Source organism: Streptococcus constellatus subsp. constellatus, assembly GCF_023167545.1.
GTDB classification, from domain to species: Bacteria; Bacillota; Bacilli; order Lactobacillales; family Streptococcaceae; genus Streptococcus; species Streptococcus constellatus.
Genome location: NZ_AP014647.1, coordinates 1,335,825 through 1,349,786, shown reverse-complemented (window position 1 = coordinate 1,349,786; position 13,962 = coordinate 1,335,825). Strand labels below are relative to the sequence as shown.

Below are 13,962 nucleotides of genomic sequence, written 5' to 3'. Positions count from 1 at the left end.
AAGGCGAATAAACATTCGGAACTGCACCTCGAAAATGGGACAGTAGAAAAACACTATTAGGCAGCCGCTCTTCTGTACTCTGTGGGAGATTGGTCGTTTAATCTCTGTTGAATTCTACTTTCATTATAAAATGTGATGTATTTTTCGCCAATATCTGTTATACTATCTTTGGTTAAGTTTCTCCAGTTATGGAGATAGAAGGTTTCAGACTTGAGAACAGAATGAAACCATTCGATACAGGCATGATCTGCTGGTGTTCCCTTACGGGACATATAGCGGGTGATGCCTTTTTCTGTGCAAGCTTGGTAATAAGCTTTCGAGGTGTAAACAGAGCTCTGATCTCTGTGTAAAAGTGCTCCCTTAGGCAATTCCAATTGATTGAGCGTATCCAGTACAAAGTTAGTATCTTGACAATCTGAAATGGTGTAAGCTACCATCTCACGATTATAGAGATCTATGACGGAAGATAGGTAGAGTTTACAGTTCCCAAAGTAGAGGTAGGTAATGCCTGTGACAAGCTTCTCCAGTGGTTTTTCTACTTAGAAATCACGATCTAGCTTATTCTCTGTCACATAGTAAGGCTGACCTATATTTGGCACCTTCTTAGGACGTGCACGACAGAGCCAACCTCTTTCCTTCATAATTCGATAGACTTTCTTGCGATTAACGATTAGTCCATGGATTTTCTTAAGTAGTCGTAGTTGTTCTACTTCAGATAGCTCCTCCAGAACCTTTACCGTAATGACCTTGTTAGACTTACCTGCCTTCTTCATTTCGATACAGGCCAACTTAGTTTCCACTGAATAGGCTTTTTTGAGCATAATAAACTACTCCTGTCTCTAGTTTCCTAGATTTCAACAGAAGTGGTTTTCTTATGTCTCATTTTGGGGGTGTAGTGTCTTCGTCTTTTTATGTTTTTATAAGGAGATACAAAGTTATTTAAATACAACAGGTGTAGCTGTCTCTTGGAGAACCGCATTTAATTCGACAATGTTTTGTTTACCAACAGTTTCAAGCCATTTTATAGTAGTTGCTTCTCCACCTTCTTGATAAGCTTTTGTAGCGCCGGCCCAAGTAGCGCGTCCACAAAGGACACCGTTGAATGTCGAGCCGGAATCTTTAGCAAATCGAAGTGTTTCTTGGAAAAGTTGAGCTGATACACCGGCGGATAAGAATATAAACGGCAAATGTGTTGCTTCGTTCTGCTCTTTATAGAAAGCAGCAGCTTCTTCTCTGCTATACAAAATTTCTCCTTCAGCGAAACTTTCAACGTATTTCATATTAACGGGAACTTCAACTTTCAGAATATCTACTCCAAATCGTTCTTGTGAATAGACTTTCATTGCGTCAATCACCTTACGTGGTTTTAATGTTGCGTATTCTTTTTCATCTGTTATATGGGCATCATAAGAAACTAGCTCCAAGAAAAATGGCATTTCTTCGGCTTTGCATTCAGAAGCGATCCGTTCAATAAAAGCTTCTTTAATGTCATTAACTTCTTTACCTTCGTCAATGTCTACATAGAGTAAGACTTTCACAGCATCAGCACCATTTGCTTTTAAACGCTGCACTGATACATTTTCAACAAGGTCAGGGAAGCGACCGAGTACGGTTTTATCATAGCCGTTTTTTTCATAAGCTACTAATAGTCCTGCATTTTTGTCACGAGTCCCAGCCGCTTTCCAGCCGAGTTCAGGATCCAGTAGGATAGAGGATGCATAGGGAGTTAAATATTTGGAAACTAAAACTTTAAAATTTTCTAATTCAGCAACAGGCGTATCTTCTCCCAGCATGCGACGAAGTGCACCACGTTGGTCAATGGCTAAAGCACCAATAATTCCATTTTTATCACATAAACGGTTTAATTTTTCTTGTTTTGTTGTCATTCCCAGACTCCTTTTATTTTATATGATTTCATTATAAAGCACAAATAAAACAAAGTCAAACAATAACTGACAAAAATGAAAAAAATCTTGTTTTTAATTTTTCAAAATGAATAAATTGTTGTATAATATATTTGAGGAATCTAATTATAATATAAGTTAGAAAGGAGACAAAATGAAAGAAGGACGACATAGAGTTATTCTCCAAGAATTGGATCAGCAAGGAGTTGTTTCTGTCAAGAAATTAAAAGAACTGCTGGATGTGACGGACATGACGATACGTCGTGATCTGATTGATCTAGAAAAACAAGGCCTGCTGACACGGGTTCATGGAGGAGCTCATAAAAAAGTAAAAAACGGCTTGAATGAAGCTTCCCATACAGAAAAAACGATGTTAAATATTGAAGAAAAACGAACAATTGCTCAAAAATGTGCAAATTTGATTTCTTCAGGTGATACGGTTTTTATCGGTTCAGGAACGACAACGGATTTTATCGGAGATTATTTAGCTGATAAAAGTGTCAGTATTGTGACAAATTCTCTTCCTATTTTTGAAAAATTAAAAGACAACCCTAATTGTGATATTATTCTGATTGGAGGTCGTTATCGTGTCAAGACGCAAACATTTGTTGGGCAATTTGCCAATAAATTGTTAAAAGAAATCAAGGTTTCGAAGGCCTTTATTGGTGTGAATGGGATTGATGGTCACAATGTTACGACGGCCAACGAAGAAGAAGGAAATGGGGATGCCATTATTTTGAACAATGCAATTGAAAAGTACATTGTGGCGGATAATAGCAAATTTGATAGCTATTCTTTCTATTGTTTCTATCGATTGGATGATTTAGATGCTGTGATTACGGATGATGATATTTCGCCTAAAGTAAAGGAAAAGTACCAATCTTATACAAATGTTTTATAAATAGATAAAGCAAGCCTAGATTTGGCACTGCACCTCGAAAATGGGACAGTAGAAAAACACTATTAGGCAGTCGCTCTTCTGTACTCTGTGGGAGATTGGTCGTTTAATCTCTGTTGAATTCTACTTTCATTATAAAATGTGATGTATTTTTCGCCAATATCTGTTATACTATCTTTGGTTAAGTTTCTCCAGTTATGGAGATAGAAGGTTTCAGACTTGAGAACAGAATGAAACCATTCGATACAGGCATGATCTGCTGGTGTTCCCTTACGGGACATATAGCGGGTGATGCCTTTTTCTGTGCAAGCTTGGTAATAAGCTTTCGAGGTGTAAACAGAGCTCTGATCTCTGTGTAAAAGTGCTCCCTTAGGCAATTCCAATTGATTGAGCGTATCCAGTACAAAGTTAGTATTTTGACAATCTGAAATGGTGTAAGCTACAATCTCACGATTGTAGAGATCCATGACGGAAGATAGGTAGACAAAGTAGAGATAGGTAATGTCTGTGACTAGCTTCTCCAGTGGTTTTTCTACTTAGAAATCACGATCTAGCTTATTCTCTGTCACATAGTAAGGCTGATCTATATTTGGCACCTTCTTAGGACGTGCACGACAGAGCCAACCTCTTTCCTTCATAATTCGATAGACTTTCTTGCGATTAACGATTAGTCCATGGATTTTCTTAAGTAGTCGTGTAATAGTACGATAGCCGTAGATAAAATGATGTTCCATACAGAGTTGCTCGATTTTCTCTACAACCTCGTCTCTCTTCTCAAGTTTTTCGCCTCTTGCTTTCCAACGGTAGAAAGTTGAGCGTTTGACGCCGAAACAGTCCAGGATAACTGACACAGGATAGATTTTCTTGTATTCTTCCACCAGCTTGATAAGGTTTACTTTGTCGATTGCCTTATCAAGTTCTGATACTTTTTTAAGAGTTGTACCTGTAGTCGTAGTTGTTCTACTTTAGATAGCTCCTCCAGACCTTTGCCGTAATGACCTTGTTAGACTTACCTGCCTTCTTCATTTCGATACAGGCTAACTTAGTTTCCACTGAATAGGTTTTTTTGAGCATAATAAAACACTCCTGTTTCTAGTTTCCTAGATTTCAACAGAAGTGGTTTTCTTATGTCTCATTTTATGGAGCTAGTACCATATATCTAAGCTGGTTTTTATATGTTTTTTATCAATCATGGTATTCGCCACGATCCCATTTGGCATTTTCTTCGTCAAAGATATGATTATTTTTTGCAATTTCAGGGTTTACTTCAATGACCTTGTCAATTTTTTCAATTAATTTTTGATTAGTTTTTGTTGGTTCGTATTTGGTTTCTAGAAAGACATCAACAATATTGTTAATGAGATTTTGTCCCAGAATGCGTCCGCCGAAAGCAATGATATTGGCATTAAGCTCTTTTTTGGCATATCGTGCTGTTAAGACATCTCCAACGAGGGCTACACGTGTACCAGGAACTTTGTCGGCAGAAGCAGAAATTCCGACACCGGTTCCACAAAGAGCAATTCCAAGATCGGCATTTCCGGAAACGACATTTTCTGCGATTAGGCGTCCAAAGATGGGATAATGAGTACGGTGAAAATCATAGGTACCGACATCAATGACTTCATGTCCAAGCTCTTTTAGGTGTTCAGAGATTTTCATTTTTGTATCTGTGACAATGTGATCACAACCAAGTGCAATTTTCATAGCATTTCCCTCCTAGCACAATCTATTTAACATATCAATCCGTACTTGGTGACGACCCGCATCATAATCTGCAGTTAAATACGCATCCACGCAGGCATTGGCTAATTCTTCACCAAGAATTGCAGATCCGAGAGTGATGATACGAGTAGAATTGTGACGAATTGTCATCATGGCCGAATGTTCATCTGAAACAGCAGCACAGATAATACCTCTATGCTTATTTGCGACCATGTAAGAGCCGACAGCAAAACGGTCAAACAAAATACCACGAGTAGTATCATCTTTTCGTAATTCTTCTACAAGGGCAACTGTTGAATCTATAAAATCAACAGCCCCTTCTTGCTCATTAAGGTCTTTTATCTCATAACCGAGCTGAAGCAAATGAGTTTTCACTTTATTTTTTAACTCAAAACCATCAAGGTCTGTCCCTAGTATAACTTTCATGTTTATACCTCCTTTTTTATTTTACAACAATATTATAACGCCTGAAACAAACAATGTCAAATATAAAACAACAAAACAAAACACAATAAACTATTGACAACGCTTTCAAATAATTATATAATGATTTTGTAAACAAAATAGAACAAACAAACAGAAGGAGAAGATAAGATGGGACTTAATCATTTTTTTGATAAAGATTTAGTCTTTTGTCTGCAAGCTGACAATAAAGAGCATCTTTTTAGCCAAGTTGCGGATCTTCTTGAAAAAAGGAAGATTGTGACCTCTTCTTATAAAAAGGCTTTGATTGAGCGAGAAAAGTCATTTCCGACAGGACTTGACATGGAATTTTTGGGAAAAGGTTTACCTAATGTAGCTATTCCACATACGGATATAGCACACAATTTGGCAGAAAAAGTAGTAGTGGTACGGTTAGAACAATCAGTCATCTTTCATAATATGATTGCTCCTACAAAAGAAGTGGAGGTTTCGCTCTTATTCTTTATTATCAATAATTCTAATGCGAGCCAGACCAATATTTTAGCGCAGCTAATGGATTTCTTTACAGCAGATGGAAAATTGTATGCGCTATCACAATTAAACAATTCTGAAAAAATATTTCATTATTTATCAGAAACAATCAAGGATTAAACTATTAAAAATAAAAAACGGAGGATTTTAAAATGATTAAAATTTTAGCAGCCTGTGGAGCGGGGGTAAATTCTAGCCATCAAATCAAGAGTGCTCTTGAAGAAGAACTTTCTAATCGTGGTTATGATGTCCAATGTGATGCTGTCATGGTCAAAGATGTCAATGAAGACTTGATAAAAGGTTATGATATTTTCACGCCGATAGCAGCGACAGATTTAGGCTTTGAACCAGGAATTCCTGTTATTGAAGCAGGGCCTATCTTGTTTCGGATTCCAGCTATGAGCGCGCCTGTCTATGACAATATTGAGGCAACTATCAAAGAGCATGGTTTGCACTAAATTCTTTAATAGAGCTTAATAAAATAAAAAATACAATTCAATAAAATATGATCGGGAGGATTTATTTATGAATGTCATTATTGACTTAGCTAATAAATTTTTTAAACCCATACTAGATATGGGTGCACCAATTATTATGCTGATTGTTTTGACTGCTTTGGCTTTACTTTTTGGAGTAAAATTTTCAAAAGCACTTGAAGGCGGTATTAAATTGGCTATTGCTCTTACTGGTATTGGAGCCATCATCGGAATGTTGAACGGTGCTTTCTCTGCTTCATTGACAAAATTTGTTGAAAATACAGGGATTAAATTGAACATTACAGATGTTGGATGGGCGCCTTTGGCAACGATTACTTGGGGTTCGGCTTGGACACTTTATTTCTTGCTCATCATGCTCATTGTAAATGTAGTTATGTTAGTTACCAAGAAAACAAATACTCTAGATGTTGATATTTTTGACATTTGGCATTTGTCAATTACTGGTCTGTTGATTAAATGGTATGCTGATAATAACGGTGTGAGTCAGGGTGTTTCTCTCTTTGTTGCCACCTTAGCGGTTGTGCTAGTCGGAGTGATGAAAATCATCAATTCAGACTTGATGAAACCAACTTTTGACGACTTGCTCAATGCACCAAGTTCTTCGCCGATGACTTCAACTCACATGAATTATATGATGAATCCAGTTATTATGGTGTTGGATAAAATTTTTGATAAATTTTTTCCATGGCTTGATAAATATGACTTTGACGCTGCAAAGCTCAATAAGAAAATCGGTTTCTGGGGTTCTAAATTTTTCATTGGTTTTATTCTCGGTATTGTTATTGGAGTGATGGGAACACCGCATCCAGTTGCAGGTGTAGAAGAAGCTAAATCATGGGAATTGGTTATCAAAAGTTGGTTATCGCTTGGTTTGACTGCTGGTGTCTGCTTGGAATTGTTCTCATTGATTGGTTCTTGGTTTATCGCAGCCGTAGAACCACTGTCGCAAGGTATTACAAATGTTGCAACGAAACGTTTGCAGGGTCGTAAATTCAACATTGGTCTTGACTGGCCATTTATCGCTGGTCGCGCTGAAATTTGGGCATGTGCTAATGTACTGGCTCCAATCATGCTCGTTGAAGCTATTCTTTTATCAAAAGTTGGAAATGGAATTTTACCGTTGGCAGGAATTATCGCTATGGGAGTCACACCAGCCCTTCTGGTTGTCACACGCGGTAAATTGATTCGGATGATTGTTTTTGGAACCTTACTGCTTCCATTGTTCCTTCTTTCAGGAACCCTTATTGCACCATTTGTTACTGATTTAGCGAAAGGTGTAGATGCGTTCCCTAAAGGTGTAGCAAGCACACAATTAATTACTCACTCTACTCTTGAAGGACCGATTGAAAAACTATTCGGCTGGACAATTGGAAATGCGACAACAGGTGATGTTAAAGCGATTATTGGAGTGCTTCTTTTCTTAGCATTCTATATCGGAATTTTTGCTTGGTATAGAAAGCAAATGATTAAGCGAAATGAAGAATACGCTGCAAATGCAAAATAAAATAACAATAAGCTAGGCTATTCCTTTTGAAATAGTCTGGCTTTTACGTGAAAAAGAAAGGAAAAAAGATGATTCATTTGGTTTGTCCCAATCCAGCTTTGGATCGGACTGTTTTACTTAGCCATTTTAAAGAAAATGTGGTCAATCGACCAATTCAAGTGTACGAAAATGCTGGCGGAAAAAGTTTTAATGTTGCTTATGTTTTGAATTGCGAGAAAGGCGAAGAGCAAGTGAATTTTTGTATTCACACAATGCTAGGCGGCAAAATGGGGGAATATCTTCAGCAACTAAATAAAGAAAATCAAATTCCATTAGTTGTGACAGAAGTTGATAAGAATACACGTACGTGCACGATTATGGTTGATACAGAATCAGGAAAAAACTACCTTGTGTACGAAGCAGGATTTGAGCTGAGTGAGGAATTGTTAGAACATTTTACGACAAGGCTTCTAAGCCACGTTCAATCTGGTGATAGTGTTGTTTTTTCTGGTTCTTTGATGAAAGGGATGCCGGATGATTATATCGCGCAAATTGGTCGTCTTTTGCCAGAAGATGTGAATTTAGTAGTAGATACTAGTGGTGCAGCTTTGGAAGCAGCTCTTCCAGCTAAGCCTAAAGTTGTAAAAATTAACGATGAAGAATTAGCAGAATTAACAGGGCGATCAGTTGAATCGGCAGAAGAAGCAGTGAATCTTCTCAAAGAATACGCTGAAATTCCATATTTCATTGTAACAATGGGAGAAAAGGGAGTTGTTGCGCGTTTGCAAGATGATATTTTTCAGCTCACTTTTCCAAAAATTCAAGTTAAAAATCCAATTGCTTCAGGTGATTTCTTCTTAGGTAGTCTCTGTTATTCATTAGAAAATAAAGGATTAGTTGATAGAGAAGCCGTTATTCGTGCCTGTGCTTATGCGACAGCTAACTGTTTGCAATGGACTCCCAAAGTAGAGCTAGAAGATGTGAAAAGGATTATTCAGGAAATGAAACTAACAAGTTTGTAAATTTTTAGGGAACTATATAGCACTTTACCCTAATCACAATATATAGTATCTTAAAATAAGATTTTTGTAAATTTGACAACTATACTTTGTAGTTGTGTAAACAGGTATATAATCCCCTTAATTTAAATGGAGCAGGAGAAAAAGGAATGTCTATTTATGCATTAAAAGGTATTTGCGAGTATAAATTTGATGTGGATATTCCAAGAACAGATTGGGATTGGCTAATTTACCCTAAAGGTCTTTATGATATGATTATGCGTATTGTTAAAGATTATCTAATTATAAGAAAATTTACATCACAGAAAATGGTTTAGGCTATAAAGATGAGTTTGTAGATAATATGGTTTATGATGATGCTCGGATTGACTATGTTAAGAAACATTTGGAAGTTTTAGCTGATGCTATTGCGGACGGCGTCAATGTAAAAGGCTACTTCTTATGGTTGCTGATGGATGTATTTTCTCGGTCCAACGGTTATGAAAAACGCTACGATCTTTTCTATGTTGACTTTGAAACTCAAGAGCGTTATCCTAAAAAGAGTGCTTGCTGGTGCAAAAAAATAGTGCAAACACGAGAAATTCGTTAACTAAGTTGTTTTTATATTGAGTGACAGTTCAATAGAGCTGTCACTTTTCTATTGTCCTGCTTTGAAAGTATGATTTATGTAAAGATTTCCTAAAATCTGTATGATATTTTTTAAAAGTATTGACTCATAGAATCTTCTCTTTATATAATGAAGTTAATTTTGTTTTTATAAGGAGGTCGTATGACTTTATCAGGACTCATTGTTTTAGCTGTATTTGTATTTCGATTGGTATTTTTGAAAATATCTATTAAAAATGAGAAAGCGATACTAGCAAATGGCGGTCAAGAATTTGGGGTACAAAATACCAAGTACATCACTATTCTTCATATTTTATTTTATCTTTCTTGCTTTGTTGAAGCCACAATACGTCAGGTTCGTTTTGATGCGCTCAGTAGCGTGGGGCTAGGACTATTAGTATTTTCCATGTTCATGCTTTATGTTGTGACACAGCTCTTAGGTGACATTTGGACTGTAAAATTGATGCTGGTTAAGAATCATAAATTTGTTGATCATTGGCTTTTCCGCTATGTCAAACATCCAAATTATTTCTTGAATATCATTCCAGAGTTGATTGGTTTAGCACTGCTTTGCCATGCACTTCTTTCATTTTGTGTCTTGTTTCCTTTTTATGCTTTTGTTTTATATAATCGTATCAAGGAAGAAGAGAAACTTCTTCAAGAAATCATTATTCCAAATGGGATTGCACAGAAGTGAGCTTTTTCAAATATGAAATGAAAGAGTTCAAAATTAAACATTATTATCATTTTGTATAATTTTTTAAAAACAAAGTAAGAAATTGAGCTTTACATTGACAAAAGAGACAGAGGTGACATTGGGAGTGACTGTGAAAGCAAATAAAGGTTCTTGGGGGATGATTGACGATTTGCTTTTAACCAAAGAAGATGTGGATAAAACAGATTTGGCAACAGCAATTTCTGTTGCAAAAGAAAAATTGACAAAAGGTACACATTATACAAAAGATTCGCTTACTAAATTGAAAGTTCAAGTAGAAGAGGCGCAGGCTGTTTTACAAAAAAATGATACAACACAAGCAGAAGTTAATGCAGAAAGTGAAGCTTTACAGACTGCCATTCAAGCACTTGTACCACTAGAAAACCAGTCTTCTTCTACTGTTCAGCATGAAGATGGTAAAAAAATAAAGGAAAATTCTAATAACAAAGAACAAAAAGGAGGAAACTCTCATGCTGGATTGACAGATTCTGATTTGTCTAATAAAAATGAAGAGACCTCTCAAATAAATAAAACCAAAGAAACTTTGCCTACTACAAGCGACGAAAAATTAGCTAAATATTACCAAGTACCGGTACTAGCATGTCATATCTAGCTGGTATTGGCGTTGTTTTTCTAAGTGTATTTGTTGCTGTTCTCTCTAAGCAAAGTATTAAGTAAATCATTGCAAAAAAGTAGAAAGCAATAAAACTTTCTACTTTTTCTTATCTGCAATATATTCTAATTTTTGTTGTCGTGTTTTTCTTTTAAAGAGGGCTTCAGCTGACATGGCAGAAGGTTTGTCAGGAAATTCTTCTTGGTACAAAAGCGTAACGGGTAATCGTGCACGTGTGTATTTGGCACCCTTTCCAGCATTGTGTTTATGAAGTCGTTTTTTGATATCGGTCGTGTAACCTGTGTAAAGAGAGCCATCGGAACATTCCAGAACGTACATATAGGCTTTAATTTCCATAGTAAATCTCATGAATTTCTGGAGTGTAGCTGCCATCTTCATTATGAATGAAAAGCGGTGGCAGGATTTTTAGTCCGTCGCGAGAGCCGTCTTTGATAGCTTCAATGAGAAGCATATTGGCTTTTCGATTTGCCTTTGGGTAAACAAACTGAATACGTTTCGGAGCTAAATTGTGAGCTGTCATGGTCTCAATAATATCAAGGAAGCGTTCAGGACGATGGACCATTGTTAAACGTCCGTTTGATTTTAAAACCCGTTGAGAAATTTGACAGATTTCTTCCAAATTTGTCGCAATTTCATGACGTGCAAGCAAATAATGTCGGCTTGCATTGAGATTAGAATGTTCATCTACTTTAAAATAAGGCGGATTGCAGAGGATCATGTCTACTTTGCTACCACTGATATATCTGGTGAGATATTTCAAATCATCTTGAATGACCTGCATTTGGCTGGTTAGATTATTTAGCTCAATAGAGCGCTGGGCCATATCTGCGAGACGTTCTTGAATCTCAACAGCAATGATTTGGGCTTGCGTGCGCGTGCTTGCAAAAAGTCCAACAGCACCATTTCCGGCACAGAGATCCACGATAAGACCACGCTTAGGTAAGTTTGGAAAGCGGGAGAGGAGCACGCTATCTACTGAATAGCTAAAGACCTCTCGATTTTGGATAATTTTGACGTCAGTAGAAAAGAGCTGATTGATTCGCTCACCGTCTTTTAAAAGAATTTCTGCCATATACCCTTATTATATCATGATGTAGAGGAAAAGAAGCAATAAAAAAAGCAGTAAGACAAAAATGTACGGTTTTTCTTACTGCTATAGGTTAAATTTTACAAATTCTGTTCCCGTTCATTCTGTCTGTGTGTCACAACAATAAAAGTAATTGTAAAGAGGAGCATCAGAATGAAATAGATTGGCAAACTGTTGCTGGTTAAGGTAGTGATTTCAATGTACTTTTGCAGGATAATGGCTGTTCCGAAGAAGCCAATGAGCGACCAGAGGATAAGTAGAATCCGCCAGAGATTGAGCGGAAGGCAGGCTTGGACAACAGATAGAAATCCGATAGAGCCTAATAAATAATAAAGCAAAGTTGAGATTTCTAGTTGTGACCAACTATGCAATCCACCGAAAATACTGACAAATAAAACGCTAAAGACGACCATTAGCCCGCTAGGTAGCGCCTTGAAAATTGCTTTTTTAAGGAAATCTTGTTCAACAGGTTTGATATTCCGCTCAAAGGTGAGGACAAAGGGCGGCAAACCTTCAACAAATTGGTCGATCAAGGTGATTTGAATGGGGATAAATGGAAAGACTAAGAGCCATTCTGCTCGACCCAGTAAGATACTGGAAATACAAATGATTGTCAAAATGAACGAATAAGTTGTTTTTATGAGGAAAATTGGTGCAATGCGGGCGATATTATTAACGACGCGGCGTCCTTCAAAGAGAATTTCAGGTACATCGTTAAAATCAGAATTAAGCAACACCAGATTGGCAACTTGTCGTGTTGCAGGATCCCCTTCAGCCATGGCAATGGAGCAGTCTGCTTCCCGTAAGGCTAGAATATCATTGACTCCGTCACCAGTCATTGCTGTGGTATGCCCTGCTTTTTTCAGGGTTTGAATGATAAGTTTCTTTTGATGAGGAGAAACGCGGCCAAAGATAGCTGTCTTTTCTGTCAACTCAATCAATTCTTGATCCGTTACTTTTGAACAGTCAACATAACTTTGGTAATTTGAAAAACCAGCTTTTGCAGCAATGTTTGATACAGTAATTGGATTGTCACCTGAGATGATTTTTAAGCCCACTTCTTGTGAGCGTAAGTATTCCAAAGTATCAGCTGCTCCGTCACGAATCGGATCTGTGATTTCTAAAATGGCAATGGGTTGAATGCTACTTGGTAAGTGAATGTGTTTATGGTCAATGCGTTCAGGACTAATAGCTAAAGCGAGCACACGCGAACCACGCTTTTGAGCTTCCTGTGCTAGCTCAATTTCTTCATGAAAGAGCATTTCAGGCGCACCGAGAAAGACAGTACCTAAGTCCGACATTTCCATAGCTCCCCATTTACGGTCACTCGAAAATGGAATCATATTACTTGTTTGATAGTCAGTCGGAGTAGTAAATTGCTTGCGAATGGCTTGGGCAGTTGGATTATTGTCATCGCTTGCAGTGATATAAGCACTAAGAATGTCAGAGATGGCTTGTTCTGAAAAATCTTCTGTGAGTGGGCTGAAGGTTTCAATGTGCATTTTCCCTTGTGTAATGGTACCTGTCTTATCAAGACAGAGCATATCAACACGGGCCAATGTTTCAACGGAGTACATTTCTTGTACGAGGACTTTTCGTAAGCCCAGCTTGATGACAGCTGTTAAAAGAGAAGTAATCGTTAAAAGAGCAATTCCTTTTGGTAGCATTCCCAGAAGAGCCGTTGAGGTATTGACAACTGAGTCTTTGACAGGTAAATGTTTTACAAAGAGAGCTTCTAGAAAGAGCGCAATTCCGAAAGGGATAATGATTTTTCCTGTAAAACCTGCAATCCTGTCCATGGATTTCATGATACGAGAATTGATTGGTTTGACAGTCTTAGCCTCTAGCATCAGTTTAGAAGCATAATTATCAGAGCCTACATGAGTGATTTTGGCAATAACACGCCCGCTGGCAAGAAAACTTCCTGAGAGCAATTGCTCCCCAATCTCCTTTTGAACAAGGTCACTTTCACCTGTCAACATGGCTTCGTTCACTTCTGCAAAACCGTCTAAAACAGTTGCGTCACTTGGAATCTGCTCCCCCGTAGCCAGTTGAATACAGTCATCCAAGACTAAGTCTTCTGGATTGATTTGACTAGATTTACCATCGCGAATGACCGTTATCTTTTCTTTGTTTAAAAGATTCAGTTTGTCGACCATGTGTTTAGCTCGCAATTCTGTCACGATACCAGAGAGGGCATTGAAGCAGATAACAGCAAAGAAAACCAAGTTGCTCCATGCTTGCACAGCAACAAGCGCCAGGGCAATTGCAAAATTTAGTGCATTAAATAGCGTAAAAACATTGCGCTTGATGATTTGCCAGGTGCTGGTACTCGTATTGGCTGTAAAATCATTGGTAAGTCCTTGAGCAATTTTTTCTTGGACTTGTTGGTGGGTTAATCCCGTAAATTCTTTCATGTTCATGAGGATAATCATACCATTTT

18 protein-coding genes and 1 pseudogene are annotated in these 13,962 nt (G+C 37.5%); 9 read left to right on the top strand and 10 right to left on the bottom strand.

Annotated features, from left to right (window positions below):
- Positions 1 to 56: 56 nt before the first annotated feature.
- The 3 genes from SCSC_RS06540 to lacD form a co-directional block, all read right to left on the bottom strand.
- On the bottom strand, positions 57 to 527 hold the full coding sequence (locus SCSC_RS06540; RefSeq protein ID WP_080668548.1) for a DDE-type integrase/transposase/recombinase: 471 nt from the start codon (positions 525 to 527) through the stop codon (positions 57 to 59).
- Between the two features lie 12 nt (positions 528 to 539).
- On the bottom strand, positions 540 to 821 hold the full coding sequence (locus SCSC_RS06535; RefSeq protein WP_022524510.1) for an IS3 family transposase: 282 nt from the start codon (positions 819 to 821) through the stop codon (positions 540 to 542).
- A 114-nt stretch (positions 822 to 935) separates the two neighbouring features.
- Positions 936 to 1,886, bottom strand: a complete 951-nt coding sequence (gene lacD, locus SCSC_RS06530; RefSeq protein ID WP_006270045.1) for a tagatose-bisphosphate aldolase — start codon at positions 1,884 to 1,886, stop codon at positions 936 to 938.
- A gap of 172 nt (positions 1,887 to 2,058) precedes the next feature.
- Here lacD and SCSC_RS06525 point away from each other — a divergent pair, with 172 nt between their 5' ends.
- Complete coding sequence (locus tag SCSC_RS06525) at positions 2,059 to 2,805, top strand: DeoR/GlpR family DNA-binding transcription regulator (RefSeq protein ID WP_006270046.1); 747 nt, start codon at positions 2,059 to 2,061, stop codon at positions 2,803 to 2,805.
- Positions 2,806 to 2,867: 62 nt separating this feature from the next.
- Here SCSC_RS06525 and SCSC_RS09540 read toward each other — a convergent pair whose 3' ends face one another.
- The 4 genes from SCSC_RS09540 to lacA all read right to left on the bottom strand — a co-directional run bounded on the left by SCSC_RS09540 (position 2,868) and on the right by lacA (position 4,950).
- Complete coding sequence (locus SCSC_RS09540) at positions 2,868 to 3,326, bottom strand: DDE-type integrase/transposase/recombinase (RefSeq protein ID WP_080668547.1); 459 nt, start codon at positions 3,324 to 3,326, stop codon at positions 2,868 to 2,870.
- Between the two features lie 12 nt (positions 3,327 to 3,338).
- The gene (locus SCSC_RS09535; RefSeq protein ID WP_373852536.1) at positions 3,339 to 3,653 is read right to left on the bottom strand and encodes an IS3 family transposase; all 315 of its coding nucleotides are present in this window, start codon (positions 3,651 to 3,653) and stop codon (positions 3,339 to 3,341) included.
- Between the two features lie 334 nt (positions 3,654 to 3,987).
- Positions 3,988 to 4,506, bottom strand: a complete 519-nt coding sequence (gene lacB, locus SCSC_RS06515; protein WP_006269641.1) for a galactose-6-phosphate isomerase subunit LacB — start codon at positions 4,504 to 4,506, stop codon at positions 3,988 to 3,990.
- Between the two features lie 12 nt (positions 4,507 to 4,518).
- Positions 4,519 to 4,950 (bottom strand): galactose-6-phosphate isomerase subunit LacA, encoded by a 432-nt coding sequence (gene lacA / locus SCSC_RS06510; protein WP_006269610.1) that lies wholly within the window; start codon positions 4,948 to 4,950, stop codon positions 4,519 to 4,521.
- Between the two features lie 168 nt (positions 4,951 to 5,118).
- Between lacA and SCSC_RS06505 the strand changes: the two genes are divergently transcribed.
- The 8 genes and pseudogenes from SCSC_RS06505 to SCSC_RS06470 all read left to right on the top strand — a co-directional run bounded on the left by SCSC_RS06505 (position 5,119) and on the right by SCSC_RS06470 (position 10,476).
- Positions 5,119 to 5,598 carry a PTS sugar transporter subunit IIA gene (locus SCSC_RS06505; protein ID WP_006269673.1) on the top strand — a complete coding sequence of 160 codons (480 nt, stop codon included), beginning with the start codon at positions 5,119 to 5,121 and terminating at the stop codon, positions 5,596 to 5,598.
- Positions 5,599 to 5,630: 32 nt separating this feature from the next.
- Positions 5,631 to 5,936 (top strand): PTS sugar transporter subunit IIB, encoded by a 306-nt coding sequence (locus tag SCSC_RS06500; RefSeq protein ID WP_006269633.1) that lies wholly within the window; start codon positions 5,631 to 5,633, stop codon positions 5,934 to 5,936.
- 67 nt (positions 5,937 to 6,003) lie between these two features.
- Positions 6,004 to 7,479 (top strand): PTS galactitol transporter subunit IIC, encoded by a 1,476-nt coding sequence (locus tag SCSC_RS06495; protein ID WP_003068407.1) that lies wholly within the window; start codon positions 6,004 to 6,006, stop codon positions 7,477 to 7,479.
- A gap of 68 nt (positions 7,480 to 7,547) precedes the next feature.
- A complete protein-coding gene (locus SCSC_RS06490) occupies positions 7,548 to 8,480 on the top strand; it encodes a 1-phosphofructokinase family hexose kinase (protein ID WP_006269619.1) in 933 nt (310 codons plus the stop codon).
- A gap of 125 nt (positions 8,481 to 8,605) precedes the next feature.
- Positions 8,606 to 9,066: pseudogene (locus SCSC_RS06485) on the top strand (family 1 glycosylhydrolase); the annotation flags it as partial.
- A 180-nt stretch (positions 9,067 to 9,246) separates the two neighbouring features.
- Entirely contained in the window at positions 9,247 to 9,780 is a 534-nt protein-coding gene (locus tag SCSC_RS06480) for an isoprenylcysteine carboxyl methyltransferase family protein (protein ID WP_006269605.1), read from the top strand.
- Between the two features lie 130 nt (positions 9,781 to 9,910).
- Positions 9,911 to 10,411, top strand: coding sequence for a hypothetical protein (locus SCSC_RS06475; RefSeq protein ID WP_232565272.1), 501 nt, complete (start codon positions 9,911 to 9,913; stop codon positions 10,409 to 10,411).
- The gene (locus SCSC_RS06470) at positions 10,399 to 10,476 is read left to right on the top strand and encodes a hypothetical protein (RefSeq protein WP_232565274.1); all 78 of its coding nucleotides are present in this window, start codon (positions 10,399 to 10,401) and stop codon (positions 10,474 to 10,476) included. Before SCSC_RS06475 ends, SCSC_RS06470 begins: the two co-directional genes overlap by 13 nt.
- Before the next feature lie 34 nt (positions 10,477 to 10,510).
- Here the strand turns inward: SCSC_RS06470 and SCSC_RS06465 are convergent, their stop codons facing one another.
- The 3 genes from SCSC_RS06465 to SCSC_RS06455 all read right to left on the bottom strand — a co-directional run bounded on the left by SCSC_RS06465 (position 10,511) and on the right by SCSC_RS06455 (position 13,954).
- Complete coding sequence (locus SCSC_RS06465) at positions 10,511 to 10,768, bottom strand: GIY-YIG nuclease family protein (RefSeq protein ID WP_006269682.1); 258 nt, start codon at positions 10,766 to 10,768, stop codon at positions 10,511 to 10,513.
- Entirely contained in the window at positions 10,758 to 11,504 is a 747-nt protein-coding gene (locus SCSC_RS06460) for a tRNA1(Val) (adenine(37)-N6)-methyltransferase (RefSeq protein ID WP_006269645.1), read from the bottom strand. Before SCSC_RS06460 ends, SCSC_RS06465 begins: the two co-directional genes overlap by 11 nt.
- Positions 11,505 to 11,599: 95 nt before the next feature.
- On the bottom strand, positions 11,600 to 13,954 hold the full coding sequence (locus SCSC_RS06455) for a cation-translocating P-type ATPase (RefSeq protein ID WP_006269612.1): 2,355 nt from the start codon (positions 13,952 to 13,954) through the stop codon (positions 11,600 to 11,602).
- Positions 13,955 to 13,962 lie beyond the last annotated feature (8 nt).

What these genes read in the sequence shown, in the direction of transcription:
- SCSC_RS06480 (WP_006269605.1), top strand. Translation starts at nt 9,247, where the DNA reads ATGACTTTATCAGGACTCATTGTTTTAGCTGTATTTGTATTTCGATTG.
- SCSC_RS06500 (WP_006269633.1), top strand. Translation starts at nt 5,631, where the DNA reads ATGATTAAAATTTTAGCAGCCTGTGGAGCGGGGGTAAATTCTAGCCAT.
- SCSC_RS06460 (WP_006269645.1), bottom strand. Translation starts at nt 11,504, where the DNA reads ATGGCAGAAATTCTTTTAAAAGACGGTGAGCGAATCAATCAGCTCTTT.
- SCSC_RS06470 (WP_232565274.1), top strand. Translation starts at nt 10,399, where the DNA reads ATGTCATATCTAGCTGGTATTGGCGTTGTTTTTCTAAGTGTATTTGTT.
- SCSC_RS06505 (WP_006269673.1), top strand. Translation starts at nt 5,119, where the DNA reads ATGGGACTTAATCATTTTTTTGATAAAGATTTAGTCTTTTGTCTGCAA.
- SCSC_RS06535 (WP_022524510.1), bottom strand. Translation starts at nt 821, where the DNA reads ATGCTCAAAAAAGCCTATTCAGTGGAAACTAAGTTGGCCTGTATCGAA.
- SCSC_RS06495 (WP_003068407.1), top strand. Translation starts at nt 6,004, where the DNA reads ATGAATGTCATTATTGACTTAGCTAATAAATTTTTTAAACCCATACTA.
- SCSC_RS06465 (WP_006269682.1), bottom strand. Translation starts at nt 10,768, where the DNA reads ATGGAAATTAAAGCCTATATGTACGTTCTGGAATGTTCCGATGGCTCT.
- lacB (WP_006269641.1), bottom strand. Translation starts at nt 4,506, where the DNA reads ATGAAAATTGCACTTGGTTGTGATCACATTGTCACAGATACAAAAATG.
- SCSC_RS06455 (WP_006269612.1), bottom strand. Translation starts at nt 13,954, where the DNA reads ATGATTATCCTCATGAACATGAAAGAATTTACGGGATTAACCCACCAA.
- lacD (WP_006270045.1), bottom strand. Translation starts at nt 1,886, where the DNA reads ATGACAACAAAACAAGAAAAATTAAACCGTTTATGTGATAAAAATGGA.
- SCSC_RS06525 (WP_006270046.1), top strand. Translation starts at nt 2,059, where the DNA reads ATGAAAGAAGGACGACATAGAGTTATTCTCCAAGAATTGGATCAGCAA.
- SCSC_RS06490 (WP_006269619.1), top strand. Translation starts at nt 7,548, where the DNA reads ATGATTCATTTGGTTTGTCCCAATCCAGCTTTGGATCGGACTGTTTTA.
- lacA (WP_006269610.1), bottom strand. Translation starts at nt 4,950, where the DNA reads ATGAAAGTTATACTAGGGACAGACCTTGATGGTTTTGAGTTAAAAAAT.